This window comes from Latilactobacillus sp., from assembly GCF_033176295.1.
In the GTDB taxonomy this organism is placed as follows: domain Bacteria; phylum Bacillota; class Bacilli; order Lactobacillales; family Lactobacillaceae; genus Latilactobacillus; species Latilactobacillus sakei.
Genome location: NZ_JAMQEX010000011.1, coordinates 22589 through 47247 on the forward strand (window position 1 = coordinate 22589; position 24659 = coordinate 47247).

21 protein-coding genes are annotated in these 24659 nt (G+C 41.3%); 15 read left to right on the forward strand and 6 right to left on the reverse strand.

The window, feature by feature from the left end:
- Positions 1-5: 5 nt before the first annotated feature.
- The 8 genes from NDN60_RS06555 (at position 6) to NDN60_RS06590 (ending at position 7536) form a co-directional block, all read left to right on the forward strand.
- Positions 6-482: a hypothetical protein gene (locus NDN60_RS06555; RefSeq protein ID WP_056948575.1), complete on the forward strand. Its 477-nt coding sequence runs from the start codon at positions 6-8 to the stop codon at positions 480-482.
- A 35-nt stretch (positions 483-517) separates the two neighbouring features.
- On the forward strand, positions 518-1336 hold the full coding sequence (locus tag NDN60_RS06560) for a DUF6681 family protein (protein WP_035147527.1): 819 nt from the start codon (positions 518-520) through the stop codon (positions 1334-1336).
- A 21-nt stretch (positions 1337-1357) separates the two neighbouring features.
- Positions 1358-2392: a helix-turn-helix domain-containing protein gene (locus tag NDN60_RS06565; protein WP_082267821.1), complete on the forward strand. Its 1035-nt coding sequence runs from the start codon at positions 1358-1360 to the stop codon at positions 2390-2392.
- Between the two features lie 10 nt (positions 2393-2402).
- Positions 2403-2813, forward strand: coding sequence for a hypothetical protein (locus NDN60_RS06570; protein ID WP_056948578.1), 411 nt, complete (start codon positions 2403-2405; stop codon positions 2811-2813).
- On the forward strand, positions 2810-3571 hold the full coding sequence (locus tag NDN60_RS06575; protein ID WP_056948580.1) for a hypothetical protein: 762 nt from the start codon (positions 2810-2812) through the stop codon (positions 3569-3571). Before NDN60_RS06570 ends, NDN60_RS06575 begins: the two co-directional genes overlap by 4 nt.
- Before the next feature lie 10 nt (positions 3572-3581).
- Positions 3582-3803: a hypothetical protein gene (locus NDN60_RS06580; protein WP_128522126.1), complete on the forward strand. Its 222-nt coding sequence runs from the start codon at positions 3582-3584 to the stop codon at positions 3801-3803.
- The gene (locus NDN60_RS06585) at positions 3754-7023 is read left to right on the forward strand and encodes a SpaA isopeptide-forming pilin-related protein (protein WP_147658287.1); all 3270 of its coding nucleotides are present in this window, start codon (positions 3754-3756) and stop codon (positions 7021-7023) included. Before NDN60_RS06580 ends, NDN60_RS06585 begins: the two co-directional genes overlap by 50 nt.
- A 165-nt stretch (positions 7024-7188) precedes the next feature.
- Positions 7189-7536 (forward strand): hypothetical protein, encoded by a 348-nt coding sequence (locus NDN60_RS06590; RefSeq protein WP_099947181.1) that lies wholly within the window; start codon positions 7189-7191, stop codon positions 7534-7536.
- A 145-nt stretch (positions 7537-7681) separates the two neighbouring features.
- Here NDN60_RS06590 and hflX read toward each other — a convergent pair whose 3' ends face one another.
- Both hflX and NDN60_RS06600 read right to left on the reverse strand, forming a co-directional pair.
- On the reverse strand, positions 7682-8953 hold the full coding sequence (gene hflX, locus NDN60_RS06595) for a GTPase HflX (RefSeq protein WP_016264397.1): 1272 nt from the start codon (positions 8951-8953) through the stop codon (positions 7682-7684).
- Between the two features lie 314 nt (positions 8954-9267).
- Positions 9268-10437: an iron-containing alcohol dehydrogenase gene (locus NDN60_RS06600; protein WP_099947591.1), complete on the reverse strand. Its 1170-nt coding sequence runs from the start codon at positions 10435-10437 to the stop codon at positions 9268-9270.
- A 225-nt stretch (positions 10438-10662) separates the two neighbouring features.
- Between NDN60_RS06600 and NDN60_RS06605 the strand changes: the two genes are divergently transcribed.
- A complete protein-coding gene (locus NDN60_RS06605; protein WP_076632323.1) occupies positions 10663-11550 on the forward strand; it encodes an ROK family protein in 888 nt (295 codons plus the stop codon).
- 136 nt (positions 11551-11686) lie between these two features.
- Entirely contained in the window at positions 11687-12961 is a 1275-nt protein-coding gene (locus tag NDN60_RS06610; protein ID WP_229295532.1) for an APC family permease, read from the forward strand.
- A gap of 50 nt (positions 12962-13011) precedes the next feature.
- Here the strand turns inward: NDN60_RS06610 and NDN60_RS06615 are convergent, their stop codons facing one another.
- The gene (locus NDN60_RS06615) at positions 13012-14448 is read right to left on the reverse strand and encodes an APC family permease (protein WP_076632325.1); all 1437 of its coding nucleotides are present in this window, start codon (positions 14446-14448) and stop codon (positions 13012-13014) included.
- Positions 14449-14664: 216 nt separating this feature from the next.
- Between NDN60_RS06615 and NDN60_RS06620 the strand changes: the two genes are divergently transcribed.
- The 4 genes from NDN60_RS06620 to NDN60_RS06635 all read left to right on the forward strand — a co-directional run bounded on the left by NDN60_RS06620 (position 14665) and on the right by NDN60_RS06635 (position 19993).
- Positions 14665-15423, forward strand: coding sequence for an ABC transporter ATP-binding protein (locus tag NDN60_RS06620; RefSeq protein WP_025016148.1), 759 nt, complete (start codon positions 14665-14667; stop codon positions 15421-15423).
- 14 nt (positions 15424-15437) lie between these two features.
- Positions 15438-17258, forward strand: coding sequence for an FtsX-like permease family protein (locus NDN60_RS06625; protein ID WP_056948599.1), 1821 nt, complete (start codon positions 15438-15440; stop codon positions 17256-17258).
- Positions 17259-17440: 182 nt separating this feature from the next.
- Positions 17441-18856: a glucuronate isomerase gene (gene uxaC / locus NDN60_RS06630; RefSeq protein WP_099947183.1), complete on the forward strand. Its 1416-nt coding sequence runs from the start codon at positions 17441-17443 to the stop codon at positions 18854-18856.
- Between the two features lie 111 nt (positions 18857-18967).
- The gene (locus tag NDN60_RS06635) at positions 18968-19993 is read left to right on the forward strand and encodes a LacI family DNA-binding transcriptional regulator (RefSeq protein WP_076632329.1); all 1026 of its coding nucleotides are present in this window, start codon (positions 18968-18970) and stop codon (positions 19991-19993) included.
- Positions 19994-20043: 50 nt separating this feature from the next.
- Here NDN60_RS06635 and NDN60_RS06640 read toward each other — a convergent pair whose 3' ends face one another.
- The gene (locus NDN60_RS06640; RefSeq protein ID WP_011373842.1) at positions 20044-20700 is read right to left on the reverse strand and encodes a histidine phosphatase family protein; all 657 of its coding nucleotides are present in this window, start codon (positions 20698-20700) and stop codon (positions 20044-20046) included.
- Positions 20701-20915: 215 nt separating this feature from the next.
- Here NDN60_RS06640 and NDN60_RS06645 point away from each other — a divergent pair, with 215 nt between their 5' ends.
- Positions 20916-21374: a MarR family winged helix-turn-helix transcriptional regulator gene (locus tag NDN60_RS06645; RefSeq protein WP_099947184.1), complete on the forward strand. Its 459-nt coding sequence runs from the start codon at positions 20916-20918 to the stop codon at positions 21372-21374.
- A gap of 365 nt (positions 21375-21739) precedes the next feature.
- Here NDN60_RS06645 and NDN60_RS06650 read toward each other — a convergent pair whose 3' ends face one another.
- Both NDN60_RS06650 and NDN60_RS06655 read right to left on the reverse strand, forming a co-directional pair.
- Positions 21740-22642 carry a proline-specific peptidase family protein gene (locus NDN60_RS06650; protein WP_011373844.1) on the reverse strand — a complete coding sequence of 301 codons (903 nt, stop codon included), beginning with the start codon at positions 22640-22642 and terminating at the stop codon, positions 21740-21742.
- 73 nt (positions 22643-22715) lie between these two features.
- Complete coding sequence (locus NDN60_RS06655; protein ID WP_056948603.1) at positions 22716-24554, reverse strand: cation:proton antiporter family protein; 1839 nt, start codon at positions 24552-24554, stop codon at positions 22716-22718.
- Between the last annotated feature and the right edge of the window lie 105 nt (positions 24555-24659).

The window sequence follows — 24659 nt, forward strand, 5'->3', positions numbered from 1 at the left end:
GTGTTATGGCATTTCATACGCCCCCAATCGTGCCCCCAGCAGCGATTATTTCATTAATTATTGCAATGAGCGCAACGAACGTCGTTGTTAATACTGTTAAACCGGTCGCTAATATTAAGACGGAGCAAAAGACTTCCGTTTCAGAAAGCTCACAAAGCAGTGTAAGCAGTAGTCAATCAGCGAGTCGTTCAGAAAGCGATGAGACGACTAGCAGCCAATCATCTAGCGAACTGGAAGAATCAGTATCAAGCAGCTCGGAATCAACATCAACGCCGTCAGATCAAGAACAATCAAGTACAGATAATACGACGGAAACCAGCTCAAGCGAGACGACTGATACAACGCAAAACGACGAGTCAGCTGATTCAAGCGATACAACAAGTGATACTCAAACAACAACTAATAACAGCAGTAGTGCAGCGTCATCAACAGGGACATCCCAAAACGTGGCCAAGGTCACTAGCGGTAGTGCAACGCAATAACGAACTGCTGTTAATATTGAAAGGCGGAATGCGCAATGTTATCTTTTTTGGATATCATTAATCATTATTTTGGCTACTTAAACATTAATAATCGGGTTAAAAACCGAATTTTTTCAATCATCTGTCTAATCGGTGATTTTTACTTACTATATAAGAGCATCTACTACTTTAGAGCACAAGCAATTGGACGAGGCGTGATTAATCTAATTGTTTTTTTAGTATTACTCTATTTTGCAGTGATGAATCTTTATTTCTATTATCGTGGTCGCAACGCGGTTGTCGATGTGTCACCATACGTCGAAAAGGCGCTGGGTGGCGATCCAACTGCGCCACATCCCTTAGCTGGACAAACAGCTAAGCCTAAAATCATCTCACAAGTCCAGCCAGCAACCGGCTTATTTGAAGAGAAGGATTTGCTACCAGCACAACTAGAAGTCGATAGTGCGCATCAACAACAACTCGACCAATTAGTCGCACAATTAATTGAAGCTGGCTATATCAGCTTAAATTACGCTGGGTTGGCAGATGCCGATATTTACGAGCAAGCACAACATTTCCAACGCCCAATTTATGCAATTGGTGAACGAGTGGCCTTACCGTTTTATGAGCTTAAACAAGAAGACGGTCAGTGGGTGGTTTATGGTGGCATTAACGCGATGGCCAAGGCGCCACTTGCTGTTATCAAATCAGTGGGGCTCACACCAATCCAGGAATTAACCGATCGTTATCAATTAGCGATTGCCCACACGTGGATTACTGGTGGACCACATAAGATGGCCGGCCGTAGTGGGGTTGTTGAAGGCAGTGATCCTTATCAATTAATGGTTCAAATGGCCTATCAAAAAAGAGCTTAAATCTAATCTGGAGGAAAATGAGTGGAAATCCATAATGAATTTCTAGATTTGAATTATCGTTATCAATATTATTTATTAGAATTAGTCGCTGATCATGGGGATTACTATCTAACAGTAAATCGTGCGATGAAATTATTGGGCTTATCTAAGTTCAAACTTAGTCAATATGTTGAGACGGTTAATGCGGATTTAGCGATGATGAGCCCTGAGAGTTATTTGAGAATTAATGGGGATGGCATCTTTGAAAGTGGCCATATCAGTGAATCAATCGTCCGTAAAATTCGACTAGACTACTTACAACAATCCAATTTATTCAAGATGTTTGAATTTAGTTTATTGAATCCAGGCAAAAATGAAACGACTGACTTTTGCGATGCTTTATTCATTGGGAAAACTAAGTTCTATGAATTGCGGAAGGAAATGGTAGAAGTCGCAGATCATTTTAATCTTCAATTCAAAAAAAATCAGTTGATTGGCCCAGAAATGCAGATTCGCCAGTTTGTTTTTGAAATCTATTATAGTTACTTTAATGGCATTGAAAAACCATTGGCGTTATTCCAAGAAACTGTCGACCAGATGTTAGTGACGATGCGCGATCAGTTTCAGATTAATCTACTACCAACGACAATTACAAAGTTGGAGACTTATCTCAAGGTACAATCACTGCGATTACGGGGGAAAAACGCGTTAACTGCCCCCTTATTAGCGCCCGATTTTAAGACGCAACAACCGCAACTATGGCAGCCGGTATTGAGCATGCTGACGACTAACTATCAGTTATTACGAATTCCGCTAGAAGTGGAAGCAGAAGGTCTACTGACGTTTTTATTTACCGAAAGTTATGTACCACTTGAAATTGACTATTTAACACCGGACCTTAAAAATGGTGTGTCGCAAAAGACCGGCCAATTTGTTAGCAAAGTTGAGCACGTCTTGATGAAAGATGAAGCGCATAGTGAACAAGCTCAAAATATTCTGGCTAACTTAGCGCATGATTTAGATCAAATTCATGCAAAGCATTTAACCTTTTTACACAGAACCAACAACCTTTATTGATGAACAACAATTGACCTATTTTGCAGAAGCAAATCCACTATTTCATCAAATTATTTTGACGTTTACGACCAAACAAGAAACGGATTTGGATTGGCGTAAACAGGCGAGTTTGTATTATGATTACATGTTTGCCTGTATTGAAGATATTCCGCTCGAAATATTAAAAGATCGTGTTTATATTTGTGTGGATTTCTCACAAGGTAGACTCTATAATCAGTATATGAAGAAAACAGTCAACTACTTTAACAATCTGAATATCGAAGTGCAAACGACCGTTGATGAACGGACGGACCTCTACCTATCTGATTTTTACTCAAGCACGTTGACCTGTGAACAATTAATTTGGAAGAATCCGCCTACTATTTTGAACTGGCAGCAATTTGGGGATTTAGTGGTCGCGATTAAAAAGGGGAAACTATGAAATCAGGCAAGCAGATCCTCGCCTTAACAATTCTTAGTTTAGGCGTTTATCGTTTTTCACAAACTTTTTTGATGCAACAAGTTCAAAAAGTATCAGCAGCAGATACCGCTGTTGGAAAAGAAAATTCAGGTGCTTTAACGGGTAATGAATTGAATATTACGGTTAAAAACTATCCGACAAAGGTGATTGAGTCATCATCAGACTCACAGTCTTCAAGTTCGTCTGCCCAAACAGAGCAGCCAGTTTCAAAGACGCAACCTGATCAACAAACGACTAATCAATCGACAACAACGGCCCAACAAGTTCCTGCAGCACAGCAGGATCAATCTAAGACAGCAAATACGCAAGAAGTAGCAGAAGAGCAACAACGTGCAGCTCAAAAAGCGACTAATGCAAGCGATAAATCAACAGCGGCGCAATCCGTTGCGCAAACGACCCAGGATCAAGCTAAAGCTGCTGAGGCAACAACCGCTAATACAGCTAAAAATACCCATAAAATCGCAAAAAAAACGATTAAGAAACATGCTAAGGCAAGCAGCCAAGGACATGGGAATCAACAAGGGCAAGACAATGCAAACCAAGATCAACAACAAGCAGATTTTCTGAAGCATCACGCTCAAGTTGAAAAAGATATCGCGATGTTCCAACAAAGTATGAGCCCTAATACACCATCTGGCGGCGCAACAACTCAAGTCGGGGCGGTCTTTGGTGCACTAGCAGGACAAGGGGTATACGCTGTTCAAAATGAAATTGAATGAGGTGATAGAATTGAAGCAACAGCATTATTTTCGGAAACTAACGGTTATTTTGACGGTTGTTAGCTTAATGCTGAGCCTTTTTGATATATCCGCATTAGCAGCGGCAACCGATACTAAGAAGCAATCACCAGTTGAATCTTTTGTAATTCGTGGGCTTGATGATAATGAACAAGCTGTTCCCAATGCTAAAATCAGAGAATGGCAAATACGACTATACGTTAAGTTCAGATAATCGTGGTTTTTTCAAAATAGTTGTTGAGACACTAACAGGGCATACTGTTCGTGGCATCATGCCTGGGAAATATCACGTTAGCTCAATTGCTGCACCAACTGGGTATCAATTGGAAAAGTCTAATGAACTAATTGAAATTGCTGCGGATCAAGCTAATTTCTATCACTTATACTACACTGATGCGAGTCGAGGTGACTTAGTTGTTAAGACGCAATTACAAGACGGCACACCGGTGTCTGGTGTTGTTTTAATGGCGGTTAATCAAAAAACAAATGAAAGTTACACGGCACCAGCAAGTGATGACAAGGGTTGGACTAAGTTGACATTACCAACGGGACGTTATCAATTGAAAGTGATTTTTCACCCAGATAGTAGTGAACCACAGTGGGCTCCGACTGTCACGGTTAGCGCTAATCAATCGTTGACGACGACGGTTGTTTTTGGCAAGACCAAAGGTGAGATGATGACAACAGTTACGGACCAAACAACTGGTGATCCGCTTGTCGGTGTTCAGCTACATTTACAGTCAATTAAGGATGCAACTTATCAGAAGACTGGAACGACTGATAATTATGGACAGGTGAATTGGACAAGCTTACCAACTGGCGATTATCGCGTTTCCGTTACAAAGATGATCCCTCATTACAGTGTTGTAGGCGCTAATGATCAAGTTATAACGGTTACTAAAGATAAAACGGCGCAGGTCAATTTTTCGGCAATTAGCCAGACTAAAATGTTAAAGATTACCAGTCTTTCAGAATCCGGAATAGCTTTACCACATGTGAGCTATCGTGTTACGACGATGGCTAATGAACAATACCGAACCGTTCAAACTGATGATAACGGGCAGGTAACAGTTGGGCAATTACCCGCGGGGCGTTATCAGATTCGAGAAGTTGCAGTACCGGATGGCTATCAATTGGCTAACATTTCCCAGGAAATAACCCTTGATCAGGAAACAACAGCTGTTTCGTTTGTTCATCAGATACAACGAACGGATGCGAAACATGACGTTACTTTGAATGCGTCTAATGCGCAAGGAAAAGCGCTAGCTGGCGTTCAACTAAAGCTCAAACTGATGGGTTCTAAAGAAAGTTATGAGCGAACAGTTACGACAACGGCAACAGGTAAAGCTACTTTGGCAGCTGTTCCAGTAGGCGACTATCAAGTGACGCAAGAATCAACGGTGGCGGGTTATCAGCCAGCCACTGCTGTTCAGTCATTAACAATTAGTAACGACCATCAGAATACTGTAGATTGGCAATTGCAACGAACGGTAGCGGATGTTACTTTTAGAGTTCGCGATGCCGCAACGCATCAACCGTTAGCCAATGCTGCTTTTACTTTAACGACAGCAACGCCGGCTGATAACGGTCAAACTGTTTTTGTTTCTCAAAAGACGAATCAAGATGGTGAAGTGACCATTAAGCAAGTACCAACAGGCGAAATAACTTACGAGCAAATTGCCAATGCTGCGGGCTACGAGCCACTAGCAGCGATTCAAACGGCGATTGTGGGTGCTGATGGGGCACAAAACACTGAAGTAACAGTTGATAATCAGCGGCTAAAAGTGACTGAAAAACAGCAAATTATCGTGCATAAAACCAATCAACAAGGGCAAGGGCTAGACGATGCGGCCATTAAATTAACTAATTTGGCAACTGGTCAGACACAAATGCAAAAGACGGTGTCCGGGCAACTACACTTTACTGAGTTGAACCCAGGACGGTATCAGATTCAGGAAACAAAAGCTCCAACTGGCTATCAGTTGGATCAAACACCTCAGTTTGTGACGATTAAAGCCCATGAAAAACGGTTATACCAAGTCCGCTTTGCTGATAAACGTGAAGTGACTGCGCCAATCAGTCCATTGCGCATTCAGATTTTAGATAATCACTTTCAAGGTGTTGCTGGTGTTTTACTGCGACTAACTGCCGATCAACCAGATGACCAAGGTCAGACCGTTTGGGAATTGACAACTGATCGATTCGGACAGGCTATACTCCCCAATGCAAGTACGGGGCACTATCGGGTTGAGGTTTTACAAGTACCGACCGGGTATCAATTGTCGTTTGATCAAAGTCAATTAGATGTCAGCCGTTATGGTGAAAATCAGTTACAATTACAAGCTAATCGAATTGAGATGCCATTGCAAACCTTAACGATTAATAAAACTAACTTAAAAGGGCAACCTTTATCAGGTGCTGTCTTTAAAGTCGAGTCACTGAAAACTGGTCAGATGACTAAAGTTGAAACGGATCAAACCGGTCGGGCTGAGTTGCCGGACCAAAAACCAGGGCGCTATCGCGTAACTGAAGTGGAAGCACCACTTGGTTACCGGTTAGCAACTGAACCTAGAATTGTAGCGTTGTCTGAAAAATCACCGCGAGCAACACAACTAACGGTAACAGATGAAGCACAAATGGGGCAGTTACTGATTAAGCATACAACTAAAAAGGGCGCACCGATTGCAAAGGCCTACTTTGAGGTTAAGGATCAAAGCGGTCGAGAAGTCGGTTATTATCAAACTGATAGTCAAGGACAGATTAAATTGACCCAACTAGCAGTGGGGCAATATACTGTTCAAGAAATCAAGGCACCAACTGGGTACGAAATTAATTCGGCAGTGACAAAGGTGGCCATTACGGATCGTAAAACGGCAACGGTCGCCATTAAGGCTGAGCAACAAGCACCCGATGTTAAATTGGGGAGTTTTGTATTGATCGATAGGGATCAGAAAACGCAGTTAGCGATTGCTGGTGCAACTTATCGATTGGAAACGTTAGCTGGTCAGGTGGTTCGGCCAGAAATTGTAGTGGGTGCAACTGGTCAAGTCGTAGTTGACGACCTCACACCTGGTCAATATCGACTCGTACAATTGACGGCGGCACCTGGCTATCAAAAACAAACTAACGATCAAATCATCGAGATTAAACAGGATGCGCAACTTAAACAAGTGACGATTGAAAGTCATCAGTCACAAGGGACAGTCATTGTAAATCAAGTAGATGGCAATACGAACCAAGCTTTGGTTGGAGCGAAATATGAATTACAAAATCAAAGTGGTAAAGTGCTTGTCGAAAACTTGAAGAGCGATGAACATGGTCAAGTTCGCATCACACATCTCGATCCTGATACGTACCGTTTGGTGCAAGTATCGGCAACTAAGGGCTATGATCCGCTTAAAAAGCCGATTGTCTTTACGATAACCAATCGCTAATCAAACTATTACAACTTTTCAAAAATTGTTGATGCTAATGATTAATGATTGTTTCGCGATATTTTTCAAATCTAAAAAAACCCCGATATTTATTCGCGACCTGCTGGTATAGAATAAAGATAATCAAGTAAGGTTGTTAATACCGAACGAAGTGGGGTTATCAAAATGTCAGTATATTACCTAAATAGAAAAGATCCTGTAAGCGAAATGATTAAAACGGTTCAAGCCGGTATGGCAAGTCTTAGTTATTTTGACCACCTAGAAGAAATTTGCCGTGACGTTAATATCAGTTTAGACGATGCTATCTTATTACAACGGATTAATGAGATGACAACGGGTCGATATGTTGATGCACAAATTGTATTCAGTGCGGGATTGGTTGAAGAAGACCTCTATCGTTTAAAGGATGCTGGCTGGCTCTTAGGGATGCGCGATAGCGAACGGACAAAACAAATACGTGATGTTAAGTCCACGTGCGCAAAAGGCCTTAGAAACGATTTCAAGTGCCTATGAACAGGATGGCCCAGTAATCGCCCCTAAAATTGATTCGGCTGATGTGCAACGGATTATGCAAGCAGCGGATAAAGTTTTTCAAAAATATCAATAATTAAAAAAATAGCGTCGAAAACAATTACTGTTTTCGACGCTGTTTTTTTAGTTATTCTTGAACATATTTTTGAACGGCACCTAGTAAATCAGGGCTGATTTGTGCCCGAATTTTAGTCCCTTCTTCTTCATAACTTTGTTCCAGAATGTTGGCGCGTTCGCTTAAGTAAGCAACCGCTTGGCCTTCTGTAAACGGAATGAGAAAATCAAGAGTTGGATATTGTTCAAAGAGTTGCTTGTTGATGAGCGCGATTAAAGCATCAATAGCAACCTCATCACGTGCAGAGTAAACGATTTGTGTGCCATCGACTTCTGGGTAGCGGGTATCAGGTTTTAAATCAGCTTTATTGTAAGCCTCAATGACCGGAATATCCTTAACACCTAATGAGTCGAGCGTTTCTTGTGTTGTTTTCATCATATCGAGGTAATTAGGATCTGAATAATCGACAACGTGAATCAATAGATCAGCACCCGCGGCTTCAGCCAAGGTTGATTTGAAAGCCTGGATCAAGTGATGAGGTAATTTAGTAACGAAACCAACCGTATCACTTAATAAGAATTTCTGCTTGTTAGGAAGAACAATTTCGCGAACACTTGTATCAAGGGTTGCAAATAACATGTCCTTTTCAAAAACTTGTTTTTCAGGTGTGTCTGGATTCAAACGTTGTAAAATACGGTTCATCGTTGTTGATTTACCAGCATTGGTATAACCAACGAGTGCTACAACAGGGACCGCATTTTTAGTCCGTTGACGACGTTGGACTTCTTGTTGTTGATCAATTTGGGCTAATTCACCCTTTAATTTAGTAATCCGTTTTTCAATTAAACGACGATCTAATTCAAGTTGTGTTTCACCGGCCCCACGGTTAGTTGAACCACCGCCACCTTGTTGATCCAGTTTGTTTTCTGAAGGGTGTAAACGTGGTAATTGATATTTTGCTTCGGCAATCGCAACTTGTAGTTGGGCTTCCTTAGTCTTGGCGCGGCTCGCAAAGATTTCTAGAATCAATTGAGTGCGATCCAGAATACTCATTTCTAATTCTTTTTCAAGGTTTCTAATTTGTGAAGGGGATAGTTCATCGTTAACGACAATGATATCAGCGTCAGCTTGAGCGGCTTCAGCCTTGATTTCTTGGACTTTACCCTTACCAAAATAAGTTCGGTGACTAGCTTGATCGATGTTTTGGCGTACTTCACCAACCACTTCTAAGTTATCAGCGCGGGCTAATTCGCCTAATTCACGCATTGTGTAGTCAAAGTTTGTTTGGCGATTGCTAACGCCAGTAATTAATACTCGTTTTTGTGCCATTTTTGTTTCTTGCATATGAGACTCCTTTTTTGTTAAGTTGGCCCTCTTTAAGGGAATCTTCTGCATTAAAAAAGAAGCTGGTAAGCAGCTTCTTATCGTTAATTAGCAGTATTATAAAAATAGAGTCAATAGAAGCGCCCTTAAAAAAAGACCAAACAGTTATTCAATTATTAAACCTGGACGATCAAATTGAGTTGACATGTTGTTGACGCTCCTTTAAAAAATCTAGTTGGTTAAAACGGCCGATTTAACGGCTGTTTTCCCGTTAAGTGTAACATGAAACAATTAAAAAGCCAATCGTCAGTAAAAGACGATTGGCTTTATTTAAATTATTCAGCGTCATATGCCTTTTGGAAAAGGGCAACGATTTCTGCTTTAGTTGCCTTACGTGGGTTTGAAAAGGCGTTGCCGTCTTTCAAAGCATTTTCGGCCATCATTTCGAAATCGGCTGGTTTAGCACCGATTGCTTTGATGCTAGTTGGAATACCAACATCGGCTGCCATTTGGCGCATCCCTTTGATAGCAAGTTCAGCGGCATCTCTTGTTGAAAGGCCATCCGTATTTTCGCCCATCGCGCGTGCTAATTCTGCAAAACGGTCGGGACAAGCGACGATGTTGAATTCTTCAACGATTGGTAATAAGAGGGCACAACAAACACCATGAGGGGCATCATATTGGCCACCTAATTGATGGGCCATTGCGTGCACGTAACCAAGATCAGCGTTGTTGAAAGCCATGCCTGCTAACATTTCAGCTTCGCACATCTTGGTCCGCGCTTCGATGTTATGGCCGTTAGCAACATCTTCGCGCAAGCTTTCTTCAATCAACTTGATGGCTTGGAGACATTGGCCATCAGTAATCGCATTACGGTTGGTTGAAATGTAGGGTTCGATGGCTTGGACAAAGGCGTCCATCCCGGTTGCAGCCGTTAATTTAGCGGGAACATCTAACATTAACATTGGATCGTTAAATGAAACGAGCGGAATATTCCGCCAAGAAACGACGACAAATTTAAGATGGGTTTCTTCATTTGTAATAACGCAGTGGCGGGTTAATTCTGAACCTGTTCCGGCAGTTGTATTAACCGCTAATAGTGGTGGTAGGGCGTTTTCTAAGGTTTCAATCCCAGCTAATTTGGTAATGTCGTCACCGTTAGTGAGCAAGATACCAATTCCTTTACCACAATCGTGAGCGGAACCACCCCCGACAGTAATGAGGCCATCACAACCATCAGCGAGGTATTGCGCCTTGCCGGCTTGAATATTGCGGTCTTTAGGATTAGGTTCAACACCGTTAAAGATGCTATATTGAACACCGGCTTGATCCAATGAAGCGAGTGTTTGGGCGACAGGACCGTCAGGAACACCTTCTAAAAAAGTATCAGTCACGATTAAAGGTTTGGTAATATTTAACATTTTGGTGCGATCACCAATCTTTTCGATGACGCCAGGGCCAAAAAAGTTAACGCTAGGCATTAAAAAATCAAAGTTTGTTTTCATAATGATGGGGCTCCTTATTTTGAATTATTTCACAATTCAATGATAACGCTTACCGAAGCGAAACACAGCGGACAAAGCAATAGAATTGTCCATTCTAAGTAGAATAGCGGTATGGGGTATTTTATGTTAGAATGAAAGCGTTACAAATAGCGAGGTGTTAACTTTTTGATTAAGTTCAAAAGTTAACAATTGTTATCTTAAATAATAATTGGGGGGGATTGGAGAATGGCTAATTTAGCGCTGATTGATGTTGGGGGAACAACCATTAAATTTGCCTTATGGGATGGTACTGCTCATAAGTTAACAAAGCAGGGAATGGTTGCGACCCCTAAATCGCTAAATGCTTATTATGCAGCGTTGACCAAAATTGTTCGGACATATCAATTGTCAGATCAAATCGTCGGCGTGGGAATGAGCACACCCGGGGCAGTCAATAAAGCGACTGGGATTATTGAAGGTGCCAGTGCCCTCCCGTACATTCATAATTTTGAAATTCAAAGTGCATTAGAAATGCGATTTGGATTACCCGTCATTATGGAAAATGAGATTAATTGTGCAGCCTTGGCCGAATTAGGCAGTGGTTCAGCAGAGGGCTTACAGAACGTTTTATATTTGGCGATTGACTCAGATGTTGGGGGTGCGGTCATTATTGATGGACACATTCAACATGGCTCGCATCTGTTTAGTGGTGAATTTGGTGCGATGTTAATGTCTGATGGTCATCCGCTAAGTGAGGTGGGAACCATTACTTATTTAACGCAACAATATAATCAACAAGCCCATGCTGAACTGACGGGAACGGAAATTTTTGCTTTGGCGAGACAAGGCAATTCTTTGGCACACCAAGTGACTACGGCCTTTTATCAATATTTAGCGCAAGCTATTTATAATTTACAATATTGTTTTGATCCAGAAGCCATTATTTTAGGGGGCGGTCTTGAAAAGATTGATTTTTTAGTCCCCCATATTGAAATTGAACGTCGCAAATTATTAACGCAAGTTCAGCTGGCGCCATTTGAGACACCACTTTTAGCGAGTCAGTATCAAGACGATGCTAACCTAATGGGAGCATTGGTTGATTTTCAACAGTGTTACCCGCAGAAAATGCTTTAACTGTCATTTATTTTAGTTTAAAATATGATAACTAATGTTTTTTTATACCTAGGAAGGAGTGATTGATATCAAAACGCAAACACCACCTCAAGAATTAAATCGAACAGTCGGCTTTACGGCCGCCTTATCAACAGTAATGGGGACTGTTATCGGCGCAGGCGTCTTTTTTAAAGCATCATCAGTAACAGAAGTCACAGGTTCAACGGGGCTAACAATGTTGGCCTGGTTGCTTGGTGGTATCATCACGATTTGTGCGGGCTTAACGGCTGCTGAACTGGCAGCTGCGATTCCAGAAACCGGCGGTATGATGCGCTATATTGAGAAAACTTATGGCAGTGTTGCAGCCTTCCTACTAGGTTGGGCGCAAACAACGGTTTATTTCCCGGCCAATATTGCTGCATTATCAATTATTTTTGCGACACAATGTTTGAATTTATTTGGATGGGCGCCTAGCTGGCAAATTCCGGTTGCAGTCATTGTCGCAACGAGTTTAACAATTATGAACTTCTTTGGAAGTCGTGTGGGTGGCTTTGTTCAATCCTTTACGACTGTCTTTAAATTAATTCCTTTAGCTATTATTATTATTTTTGGGTTAATTAACCCGGGGACTAACGCAAGTCACGTTTCACTCTTTACTGTAGCAGGAACGGGTACATCGAATAATGTCTTATCAGCATTGGGTAATGGGGTATTAGCAACGTTATTTGCCTATGATGGCTGGATTCATGTTGGGAATATTGCCGGGGAAATGCGCCATCCTGAAAAAGATTTACCAAAATCAATTTTGTTAGGTCTTTTTGGAACAATGGTGGTTTACCTCTTAGTTAACGCAGTCTTCCTACTAGTCTTACCAATCTCACAGATTGCTGGTAACGAAAATGCCGCTGCCGAAGTAGCTGGTCATTTATTCGGCGGTTTCGGTGGCAAGCTAGTAACCATCGGGATCTTAGTTTCGGTTTATGGTGCAATTAACGGTTATACAATGACCGGGATGCGCGTGCCATATGCGATGGCAACTGAACAACACTTACCATTTAGCAAACAACTTAGCCGCTTATCAAAAGCTGGCATTCCAATTTTATGCGGGATTTTACAATTAGTGATTGCGATCGGTATGATTTTTGTGGGTGGTTTTAACACATTGACCGATATGTTAATCTTCGTCATCTGGATATTCTATGTGATGACCTTTGCCGCAGTGATTATCTTGCGTAAACGCGAACCAGAAATGAAACGGCCTTACAAAGCAGTTTTATATCCAGTAGTCCCATTAATCGCGATTTTAGGGGGAACGTTTATTGTGATTAACACCTTATTCACGCAAACGATCTTAGCCTTAATCGGGTTGGGAATCACATTGATTGGCTTACCAATCTATTACTACTTAGAAAAGAAATATCATCAAGCTTAAATAAAAAACGGCTAAGACCTTGTAAAATCACAGGTCTTAGCCGTTTTTATTTAAGCTGTTTTTTTTCGTTGATACTTAGCGATTAATGGGAGGATGACCCCTAAGCCCATTAATGAAACGGAAACCACGACGTTTAAGATCAATTCGTGGGTGTATTTAGAAGTGCCTGGTGTGGCATCCTGTGGGAAGATACTGAAGATTGTCCCTAATGCGGTGATAAGCAAGCACCAGAAACCAACAATAATCGCCCAAGGTTTGTTTTTAATGTACGTATATTCTGATGGGTATTTGTTGCTGTTGAAGCGGACCCGTAAGAAGGCGACGAAGATGAAGCAAGTAACAAATGGTGAGACGATACCGTTGATATTCAACAACCAATTAAAGATATCGTTGATGGCGGGTAAGAAGGCACTTGAAGCCAGCACGAAAGTACAGATCCCAGTGGTTAACCAGTAACCGTTGATTGGTAAGCCTTGTTTGTTAGTCTTTGTGAGGGCTTTAGGTAAGAACTTCTTAGCAGTATCAGATAAGAAGATTCGGGTCCCACCATCGAGTAACATCGCGAGTTGCGCGCCCATGTAGATGGCTTGTGTAACGGCGAAGATGTAGAGCAAGACTTTGCCCATATGGAATTGTTGACCTAGCGCTAAGAACGCGTAGTAAGAACCGTTCATTTTTAAATCATTAGGTAAGTGGTTGGCATCAAAGAAGACACCAATCGCAAATGAACCGAAGATTGTTAAGAAGGCTGTCATTAAAGCGAGGGCCATCATGGCTTTAGGGAAATCTTTTTTGCCATCTTTCATTTCGCTGACATATGGTGCGACTAATTCGGCACCGTTCATGGCGAAAATTAAAAGGCCGATGGTTGAGAAGTAATGTAAATCGAATTTAGGAATAAAAGTATGCCAGTTCATTGGTTGTGTGGCGATAGGGGCGCCGTTAAATAGGCCGGCAAATGTCATGAGAACGAATAAAATCGTCATGATAAACATTGCGCCACCCCCAACAATACTGAGGATTTGCAGTGACGCTGTAAATTTATGTTGGAAGAAGATGAATAGGATTGTGATAGCGGCTGTTAAGAGTGCAAATGTCGCCCGTGACAACTTATCTTCAATATTACCGTTCCCCATGATAATCCAGAAGAAGGAAACGACCATTGAGTTGGCAACATCGACTAAGTAAGGCAAACTGGCAACCCAGTAACACCAAGCAGTGAGGTAACCCCAAACATCCCCACTGGTATGGCGCATCCAACTGGATAAACCACCGCCATCTTTACTGAAAGCTGAGCCTAAGTGGCCAACCATTAATTCATAAGGTAAGACATAAGCGAATAATAGCACGATCCATGAGAAGACAACCGCCATCCCTTGGTTTTGAAAGTTATAAATAATATCATCGAAGCCAATTACCGTGACAAAATCCATTAAAGCGAGGACTTGCCAGGTAATGTATTTCTTTTTTGGTTCAATTTCATCCATTACAAAAATACCCCTTTTCTGAAAATAGCAATGTTTCTATTATAGTCAAAGATAATTAGGAAGACAAAATTTTTTTGATGTTTCACATGAAATTTTTAAAAAGTGAACCTTACAAACTTGTTATTTTAATCTAGCGAATTGTCATTTTAAAAACAGGCGATAAGTTATTTAATCCGATATACTAGTTGTATTAATGAAATTTGGAGGCATTTAACTATGGATACACCAACAGTTGTTAGCGTAAAAGATGTACAAAAAACGTACGGTAAAGCTAACGAAAAACAATATACAGCTTTAAAAGGCGTGACCTTTGATGTGCAACGTGGCGAATTCGTCGGCATTATGGGTGCTTCTGGTTCAGGGAAAACAACGCTTTTAAATATCCTATCAACTTTAGATAAACCAACCGCCGGTGAAGTGAAGATTAACGATCAAGAAATTAGCCGCTTAAAAGGCAATGCATTAGCTGACTTTAGAGCTCAAGAAATCGGCTTTATGTTCCAAGATTTTAACTTACTTGAAAATTTAACAGCTTACGAAAATATGGCATTACCATTAACGCTCCAAAACGTGACTGGTAAAAAGGTCCGCGAAAAAATTACAACAATTGCCAAAACGTTATCAATTGATGCGATTTTGAATAAGTACCCAACCGAATTATCAGGTGGACAAAAGCAACGAGTGGCTGCTGCCCGGGCTTTAGTGCATAATCCAGCCATTCTTTTTGGGGACGAACCAACTGGTGCGCTTGATTCTAAGAGCGCCCGTGAATTATTGGATACAATGGCCCAATTAAACGAAGAACAACGCGTTTCAATCTTATTGGTGACTCATGATCCATTCTCAGCAAGTTATTGCCAACGGATTCTCTTCATCAAAGACGGTCAAATTGGACAAGAATTAGTGCGTGGTGACAAAACACGTGAAGCCTTTTACCAAGAAGTTTTAGATACATTAGGAACATTTAATCACTAGGAGGAAGACTAAATATGCTATGGAAATTATCATTAACCGGCATTAAAGGCCGGTTTAAAGACTATTTAGTCCTTTTTTCGGGCCTAATTATGTCGAGTGCCATTTTTTACATGTTCGAAGCATTAGCGACTAATAAGGATTTTGTGACGAGTAATTCCCCAATTGGCATGGCAGCGATTGTCTTCCAAATTGGTTCCGTCTTACTCGGCATTATCACACTGGTCTACATTATCTACGCCAATAGTTTCTTGATGAGTATGCGGCGCCGTGATTACGGGATGTTCATGATGTTGGGTGCCAAAGGGCGCAAGATTGCCCAATTGATTGCAGCTGAAACGCTCGTCATTGGGACGGCTGCCACGTTAATTGGGACGGCGATTGGGATTGGGTTAACGCAAGTTGTGAGCCAATTCTTACTTTCTCGATTAGACATGCATATCAAGCATTTCTCACCACTCTACTTACCAGCGGTGATTACCACCTTGATTTTCTTCATCGTTTTATTCATCATTGCGGCGGTTGTTAACCAATATCAATTATTGAAAACACCTGTCTTACAATTACTCCATGATGATCAACAACCAAACCGCATTAAGGAAAATAAAGTTACGCGCTTAATTCAAATCGTTTTAGGCCTCGTATTCTTAGCAGTTGGTTATTACATGATGATTGCAATCGCAAAATTCCAAATTATGGGATTAGTGATTGCACTGATCACGATTGTATTAGGTACGTACTTCCTATTTAACGCCTTTTTCGGTTGGTTATTGATGCTCTTAAAACGCAATGAAAAGTTGCGGAATAAGGGTTTAAATAACTTCACGTTAGCGCAATTGAGTTTCCGAATTAAGGATTACACAAAAATGTTGGCTTTAGTGGCAATGCTTTTTGCACTTGCATTAGGGGCGATTACGGTCGGAATTGGTTATCAAAATGAAATTCCCAAGATTGCTGACTCGGCATCTGCCTATGATGTGGTCTTAAATCAACCAACACAAAAGGCTTTGACGCTGACTAAAAATCTCAAGGGGATTAAACAAACGGCGACGTATCAAGTGAAAGAAGATGGCAAAACCGTTTATTACCGAACAGAGCAGTTTAAACAAACGCCGCTATTAACTATCGAATACGGTAAGACAGGTAGTGTTTCTTCTGAAACGAAGGTCCGCAAAGTGCCATTGAGCGAACTTCAAACAGGGGATACCTATCTCTTCAGATCAATTCAAGTACCAAGTCAAACGGCTAAAGCAGTTAAACTCATTTCTAATGAGGCCTTTGCACAAATTGTAGCACCAACCAAGGTTGTTAAAACCTACGATGTGCAAGACTTTAGCGCTAACTTACCTGTCATTAAGAAGTTATATCAAGAACAACTCAAAGCCAATCCAGAGTTGAAGGCTAACCCAGAAGCTGATAGTAGTAAGTATGTCAGCTATAAGATGGCTAACGGCGTTTTCAGTGGCCTTGAATTCATGGGCTTCTTCTTAGGGATTGCTTTCTTAGCAATGTTAGCTAGTTGCCTAATGTTCAAAATTTTATCGGGTGCGGCTAGTGACGTGAAACGCTATACGATGTTGGCTAAAATTGGCGTTCGTCAAAGCCTTTTGAAGCAATCAATTGCCAAAGAAATCGGCGCATTATTCCTATTACCAGGGATTGTTGGTGTCGTGCACGTCTTGTTCGGCTTACAAATGTTCAAAGAATTAATGATCGATCCATATAATCAAATTTGGATTCCGTTCGGTATTTTCATCGTGTTATATGCCGTGTACTATGTGGTGACAACGTGGCTATATCGCGGAATTGTTTTAAAAGAAACTAAATTTGGGGAATAAATAAAAAAGGCCTGTTAAGCGCAGTTCAAAGCGCTTGACAGGCCTTTTTTGGATTGGAAGAAGGATTGACAATCGCTTATGAAAGCGCTATATTGTTGATGTTGAAGAAAAGACGCGCGGTTTTTCTTTTTTATTTCGCATTAAATGTTAACGATAACATGACGATGAAGGAGCGTTAAGATATGCAATTATTAGATGATGATTTTCTCTTAGACAATGACATGGCCAAGATGTTATACCACGATTATGCAGCGCAAATGCCGATTATTGACTTTCACTGCCATTTGAACCCTTCAGAAATCTATCAAAATAAGAACTATACCAACATCACTCGCATCTGGTTGAACGAAGGGACGTACGGCGATCACTACAAGTGGCGTTTAATGCGTGCCAACGGTGTTGATGAAAAATATATCACCGGTGATGGCGATGATTATTTAAAATTTATCGAATGGGCTAAGACAATCGAAAATGCCTACGGTAATCCACTTTACGAATGGACGCATTTGGAATTACGCCGCTTTTTCCACATCGATGAACGTTTAACAGCGGAATCAGCACCCCGTATCTGGGAAAAGGCTAACCAACTCTTACAAACAGACGACTTCAAACCACGTCAATTGATAAAAAATTCAAATGTACAAGTGGTCTGCACAACTGATGATCCTGCTTCTGACTTACACTACCATCAGTTATTAAAACCGGAAGAAGCTGCCAACGGCTTTAAGACGTTACCAGCAATGCGCCCTGATCAATTGATGCAAATTGATCGTGACGGTTTTGGTGGTTACTTGAAGACCCTTGGAAAAGTAGCTGGGGTTGAGATTCATGATTTTGCAACGATTGTAACAGCTTTGACGCAACGGTTCGAATTTTTCAACGAAATGGGCGGGCGCTTATCGGATCATTCGCTATTGACTTACCATTTTGAAGAAGCGACTCAAGCGGAATTGGATGCGATTGTTGCTAAAGGGATTAATAACGCTGCACTCAGTGAACACGAAATTAACCAATATTTGACGATGTTGTTAGAAGCATTGATGAAACTCAATACGCAATTCAACTGGACGATGCAATTCCATATCAATTCTGATCGTGATTTAAACCGCCCAATGTTCGCTAAAATTGGTCCTGACACGGGTTATGATGCTGTCGGGACACAACCTGACATTGTTAAACATATCAGCGCACTCTACACGAAGATGCAACAAACTGAAGACGTGCCTAAGTCAATTTTCTACTCACTAAACAGTAATGATTGGTTAGAATTGGCAACCATGATGGGCTGTTTCCAAGGTGGGACAACGCAAAAATTACAATTGGGTGCCGGCTGGTGGTTCAATGATACCGCCGAAGGAATGACCCAACAGTTACAAGTCTTCGCGCAACAGAGCCTCCTACCACACTTTGTTGGGATGTTGACGGATTCCCGGAGTTTCCTATCATATCCACGCCACGAATACTTCAGACGTGTTTTATGTAGCTTCTATGGCCGCTTGGTAGAACAAGGTCGTGTGCCAAACGATGCTGCAGAATTAGGGCGTGTTGTTCAAAATATTGCCTATAATAATGCGCACGATTATTTCGACTTTTTTTAAAATAAATGGAAGAAGCCTGCGATGAATTATCGCGGCTTCTTTTTTATATTCAGCGTGCGCAATGATTTCTGGTACAATGTTCTAAGAGCGTACAGAAAGGAAGCATGCGGCGTGAAAAAGGCTGATAAGACAACCGTCACGATTCGAACGATTGCACAACTTGCAAACGTCTCGCATATGACGGTTTCACGAGCACTGAATGATAGTGAGCTGGTAAAACCAGCCACGAAGGAGAAAATTTTAGCGATCGCCAAGGAGATCGGCTATGTGCCTAATATTAACGCGAAGAGTCTAGTGACAAATCGGTCTTATATGATTGGGATTTTCTTTACCAACCTTGAAACAGGGACTTCTAATAGCTTTATGACGGATGTTGTGGCCCAAGCGCAAGCGGTATTGCCCAAGAGTTATTCGCTTTCGATTAATAGTGTCGCCAAAGCGATGGCAGGGCAGTATATTTCAATTAATAACTACGACGGGATTATCGTTATTAGTCAGTCTAAATCTGATTATGATTTTATTGAATATGTGCATAATCTGGGTTTACCGTTAGTTGTTTTGAACAGGGTGATTGAGCGGAATGATATTAATAATTATGCGATTGGCGATCGATTAGGTGGGGAGTTGGCCACTAATTATGCGATTCAAATGGGCCACCGTAAGCTAGCGTTGATCCGGGGCGTTGATTCGTTCGAATCATCCGTCCAGCGGACTAATGGGTTCATGCAAGCTGTTGAGGCGAATGGCATTGCAGTTGACCCGACACTAATTAAAGTCGGCGATTACCGACCAGAGAGTGGCCATGAATTGATGCGGGAGATTCTGGCGAGTGGTAATATTCCGTCCTGTGTTATTTGTGAGAATGATGATATGGCGGTTGGTGCGATTAGCGCCTGTGTTGAACTTGGTTATCAGATTCCACGCGATATCTCATTTATCGGGTTTGATGATATGGCATATGCCAAATTTATTACGCCGTCATTGACGACAATTAAAAAACCGACTGCCCAAATCATCGAAATGGGTGTCGCTAAATTAATGGCGATTGTTGAAGGCGAGCAATCAGACGTTGAACAAAAAATTGTTGATCCAGAAATGGTCATCAGACAATCAGTCGTTAATTTATATCAACACTAATAAAAGAAGCGCTGAAAACCAAATTGGTCTTCAGCGCTTCTTTTGATATTTTAAAGGGTTAATTCATTATAACTTTGAACAGTGACGCCTTCATCAGTGAGGACCACTTTTGTGATACTGCCGTTCATTGGGCTGACCGTCACGTCAAATTGACCATTGCCAAATTTACCGACGATACTGCGAATGGTTGTGCCATGACTGACCATCAAGACATTGTCGCCATCTGAACATTCTGAGCGGATTTGTTTGAAGCCTTTACCAACGCGGGCCCAATATTCGGCCGCATTTTCAGCGTCGTTAAAAGGATCAGCTTCTTTCATGAAGTCTTTTGAAGCATCGAGTGAGTACTTCGTAATGATTTCTTTGAAAGTTTTAGCGTCGTGGCTAGCGCCAGTCATGTACCAAGCTTTCGCTGAATCTTCACCTTCATAGTAACCGTAGAATTCTTCGCGGAAATGAGGGGTGATTGTATAGGGTGTGTCGAGGTAGAAACTCTTTTTAAGAATAATCTTAGCCGTATCCATCGCGCGACTGCGATCACTTGAGTAAGCCTGGGCGAAGTTAACCTTTGAAAGTTGTTTGCCGGCTAGTTCAGCGTCTGCGATGCCTTTTTCGGTAAGGGGTGAATCGGACCAGCCTTGCATCCGGTTGTAGCGGTTGAAGAAAGTTTGTCCGTGACGAACTAAGTAGAGTGTAATGCGTTTCATGTAATGACCTCCATCGAAAGCTTTAATTAATTCTATTCTAGCATAGATAGCGCTTCATTTTCACATGAAACAAAGTTATCTCTAATATCAGGATTATTAATTTAACGAATGAGCGTATATCTTTAAAAGTTGGAATATATATGATAACTTATTACTAATATTGTATTTTACAAAAGTATATTTTTAACAACATTAATAAAAAGGGATGATTTTGAATGGCAAACAAAGTAAGCACTGCAATCAGTGTAGATCAGTTTAATGAATGGTACCTTAAAATTGGTCAAATCTATCATAAAATTAATCATATTACGGTAAGCCATGATCTTAGTTACGACCAATATTTGATTATGCGAGAACTAAAGCGAATCCCTAGTATTGAAGTGACAAAGCTGTCCCGGATGTTTGATATTACGAGTCCGGCGATTTCGCGCAAGGTCAATGTCCTCTATAAAAAGAAATTGATTACTAAAAAGCGGAGCGATATTGAAGATCAACGGAAAGTTTTTATTTGTCTAACACCATTAGGTGAACAGTTAACTGAAGAGCTGGAAGATGATTTTGAAGCTTTATTTAAAGAAATGATTGGCGAAATTAATCAGGAACTAATGCCGCTTTTCAAAAGTACGGATTGTTTTTATAACTACCTTTCAAAAAAAGCACAGCAACAAGCCTAATTTAAAAAGTAAAAAGCACCTAAGCTATGATGAAAATCCGCTAGGCAATGACTGCTGTGGATTATCACCAAATCCTAGGTGCTTTTTTGGGTGTTAATGCTCAGAAGCTATCCGTTTCAAACGCACTTTAAACGTGCTTCTCGAACTACCTTTTCCGGTTAACTAAAAAATGATAATGATGGTTGAAAAACACCATCATTACCATTTTTCTGTTAATCCTCAAAGCCAAAACGTTCGAGTTAGCACTCTAAACGTGCTTCCTGGCGTAATAATTTCCGCTTAATCTAAAAATCCCATTAATCCTAAAACCGGATTAATGGGATTTTTGTATTAATGCTCAATTACTAAGCACGCCAGTCAGCACTCTAGTCTTTGAAGTTGCCACTTTCTACGTCCTTGATGAATGTCTTCAAGTGGTCGAAGTATACTGGGGCGTTGTCAATCATGTGATGATGACCACCATTTGGTGTTGTGACCAAACGTGAATGTGGAATCTTTTCAGCCATGATCTTAGCTGTTGCGATTGGCATTGTTTCGTGTTCGCCAAATGTGATTAATGTTGGGACAGTAATCTTGTGGAGTTGGTCACGGAAGTGCCAGTCCTTCAATTTACCAGTCACAACGAATTCGTTGTCGCCTTGGAAGACGCCATAAACGTCTGTTGCCATTGTTGGGATTAAATGTGAGATAGCTAATGGTTGTTTGCGATCAACGTAACCAGCGTTTAACTTGTCAACAAGTGCTTGGTATTCGTCGTTATCGTAATCGTTCTTAGCTTCACAGTCTTGCATGAATTTTAATTGTTCAGGCGTCATGATGTCTTCGCGAATTTTGTTGATGTTGGTTACATATTCGTCGATTTCATCGACCATACTTGAGATAATGGCACCCTTCAAGTGTTGGCCGTATTTAGCAGCGTACATTTGAACTAATGCGCCACCCCATGATTGGCCGATTAAGTAGAAGTTATCGATGCCGAGTTTTTGACGGACTTCTTCAACTTCGTCTAGGAAGTAATCGTAAGTTAATAGTTGGTCATTGCCTGGTTTTGAGTAATCAGGTTGATCAGAATAAAATGAACCAAGTTGGTCGTACATGTGTACTTGCACACCAAGATCAGCTAATTCCTTACCGAAGTTTTCCCAGTATTCGTGATTGCCACCAGGGCCACCGTGTAAGCAAAGTAAGTGAATATCGCCTGTTCCTTGCGTGTTCGTCCACAAATGATAACCATTATCCAATGTGAGGATCGTTGTTCCTTGTTTCATATCTGCACCATCCTTTAATTATGATAGTTTCATTATAAACCTATTAAAGGAAATGTGCGAGTGTTAACAAGGATTAGTTGCGGGTTTCTAATTGCCGTCTAATCGCTGGTACAGCTTTTTTGTTACCGGTTAAAATCAAGTGATCGTTCAAGTGAATTTGCGTGTCACCGTGTGGCATAATCAGTTCCTGATTGCGGTAAATTCGGCTAATGGTAACTTGGTCCACAAATGGCAAGTTGGAAATCTGTAAGCCGGTGAAGCGTCGGTTTTGAACGGTCACTTCGAAGAGGCCGGCATCGGTATTGTCGATGATTTGAAGTGTCGATGGCGTTTCAATTAAACTCCGCAGTAGGCTAATATTGGCTTCGTAAGTATTGAAGACTTCAACGCCTTGTTCTTTGAGCTGATCGTATTTTTCATCTAAGATATCCTTTGCTTCAAACCGGGCGATAATCCGGGGAACCTTAGCGTCAAGTGCTAGTTGGGCGAGGCGATAATTTTGTTCATGGTTTAGATAACCGAGAATGATAATATCAGCATCAAAAGCACCGGATGTCACAAGGCTGTCCTCGCTGAGATCCGGTAGTAAGGTCAGATCAGCGGCGCTGTGGTAGATTTCGTAATTACCTTGGTTATCAGTGAAGAGTTGCGTGGTATAAAGCCCGTTTGATAGTTGTTGGGTAATGGGAATCGTCATAATGTTGGCGCCGATAAACTTAACGCGTTTGCGCGGTAAATCTTCGGGTGTTGGTTGATAGAAGCGATTGAATAGGATTGGACCGAGGATACAACTTAAAATGGCAGCCAAGGTGAAGGCCCCGGATTGTTGTTCGGTAATGGTTTTTAAGTTTAGACCCACCGTTAAAATGGGCAAGACCAACGTAATTGTTGTCGCACTTAAAAAAGTACCTGCAATCGCATTAGTTTGTTTAAAGCGCCGTTTTAAAACCCAGTAGGTAGCTGCTTTGGAGAGCATAAAACCGATGAAGAAAAAGGGGATTAACGACAACGATTTACGGTCTGCTAAGAGCGCTGGTAAATTTAACTTAGCACCGGTCATGATGAAAAAGATTGGGATGAAAAAGCCGTAACCGATGGAGGTTAACTTATCGGTTGTTTCTTCGCGTGGCCGTAATAATTTCATGACCATTCCGGCTAAGAAGGCCCCTAAAATACTTTCGGCGCCGACTTCTTCAGCAATTGACACGAGTGTAATGATTAAGAAGAAAGCCAAACGGATGTCGAGTTGCGTGGTGGATTTATCAATCCGGGCGAAGAAATGATAGACGCCTTTGAAGCGGACTAACAAATAAATCGCAGCAACGAAAATTAATGATAGGAGCCAGAGACTTTTCGAACCGGGGTTATTGAGGGATGAATAAACCGTCAATGCGACCAACGGAATAATTTCGCCCAACACCGCAATCAAGAGAATCGTTTGGCCGAGTGGTTGGCTAAGCAGTTCCTTTTCCTTGAGCGCGGCAATTACGACACCGAGGGCAATCGTTGAAAAGAGGATGGTTGCCAGACCAATATCTTTAAAGAGGCCACTCCAAGCGAGCAAGCCACTTAAACCAAATGAGATCAGTAAGATAAAGGCAAAACTGGTAATCGCTAATCTGACAGGACTCGGTTGGACTTTTAGTTGGGGATCAGTTGGTGTGGGTTGTTTTTTAAAGAGGTCAAAATCGATTTCCATCCCACTTAAGAAAATCAAAACGGTCACGCCCAGCGTTGAGAGTTCCGTTAAAGTCGGGGTGGAGACGATTAAATGGAAGCCACTCGTCCCTAAAATAATGCCGACGATAATTTCGGCGACGGCGGTGGGCAGATAGGACATTTTAAATTTAGCCATCAGAAGCGGCGTCATTAAAGCCGCTAATAAAACGATGACAAGTGCAAGGTTAGTCATGACTTGAATCCTTTCGAAATACAAAGTTGTTTAAGAGGATACACTAGATACTTTAAAAATTAAAGGTCAATTTACAATTCGACTAAACTTGGTTAGTATGGAAGG

What these genes read in the sequence shown, in the direction of transcription:
- NDN60_RS06555 (WP_056948575.1), top strand. Translation starts at nt 6, where the DNA reads ATGGCATTTCATACGCCCCCAATCGTGCCCCCAGCAGCGATTATTTCA.
- NDN60_RS06560 (WP_035147527.1), top strand. Translation starts at nt 518, where the DNA reads ATGTTATCTTTTTTGGATATCATTAATCATTATTTTGGCTACTTAAAC.
- NDN60_RS06575 (WP_056948580.1), top strand. Translation starts at nt 2,810, where the DNA reads ATGAAATCAGGCAAGCAGATCCTCGCCTTAACAATTCTTAGTTTAGGC.
- NDN60_RS06585 (WP_147658287.1), top strand. Translation starts at nt 3,754, where the DNA reads ATGCTAAAATCAGAGAATGGCAAATACGACTATACGTTAAGTTCAGAT.
- NDN60_RS06590 (WP_099947181.1), top strand. Translation starts at nt 7,189, where the DNA reads ATGTCAGTATATTACCTAAATAGAAAAGATCCTGTAAGCGAAATGATT.
- hflX (WP_016264397.1), bottom strand. Translation starts at nt 8,953, where the DNA reads ATGCAAGAAACAAAAATGGCACAAAAACGAGTATTAATTACTGGCGTT.
- NDN60_RS06600 (WP_099947591.1), bottom strand. Translation starts at nt 10,437, where the DNA reads ATGAAAACAAACTTTGATTTTTTAATGCCTAGCGTTAACTTTTTTGGC.
- NDN60_RS06605 (WP_076632323.1), top strand. Translation starts at nt 10,663, where the DNA reads ATGGCTAATTTAGCGCTGATTGATGTTGGGGGAACAACCATTAAATTT.
- NDN60_RS06610 (WP_229295532.1), top strand. Translation starts at nt 11,687, where the DNA reads ATGGGGACTGTTATCGGCGCAGGCGTCTTTTTTAAAGCATCATCAGTA.
- NDN60_RS06615 (WP_076632325.1), bottom strand. Translation starts at nt 14,448, where the DNA reads ATGGATGAAATTGAACCAAAAAAGAAATACATTACCTGGCAAGTCCTC.
- NDN60_RS06620 (WP_025016148.1), top strand. Translation starts at nt 14,665, where the DNA reads ATGGATACACCAACAGTTGTTAGCGTAAAAGATGTACAAAAAACGTAC.
- NDN60_RS06625 (WP_056948599.1), top strand. Translation starts at nt 15,438, where the DNA reads ATGCTATGGAAATTATCATTAACCGGCATTAAAGGCCGGTTTAAAGAC.
- uxaC (WP_099947183.1), top strand. Translation starts at nt 17,441, where the DNA reads ATGCAATTATTAGATGATGATTTTCTCTTAGACAATGACATGGCCAAG.
- NDN60_RS06640 (WP_011373842.1), bottom strand. Translation starts at nt 20,700, where the DNA reads ATGAAACGCATTACACTCTACTTAGTTCGTCACGGACAAACTTTCTTC.
- NDN60_RS06645 (WP_099947184.1), top strand. Translation starts at nt 20,916, where the DNA reads ATGGCAAACAAAGTAAGCACTGCAATCAGTGTAGATCAGTTTAATGAA.
- NDN60_RS06650 (WP_011373844.1), bottom strand. Translation starts at nt 22,642, where the DNA reads ATGAAACAAGGAACAACGATCCTCACATTGGATAATGGTTATCATTTG.
- NDN60_RS06655 (WP_056948603.1), bottom strand. Translation starts at nt 24,554, where the DNA reads ATGACTAACCTTGCACTTGTCATCGTTTTATTAGCGGCTTTAATGACG.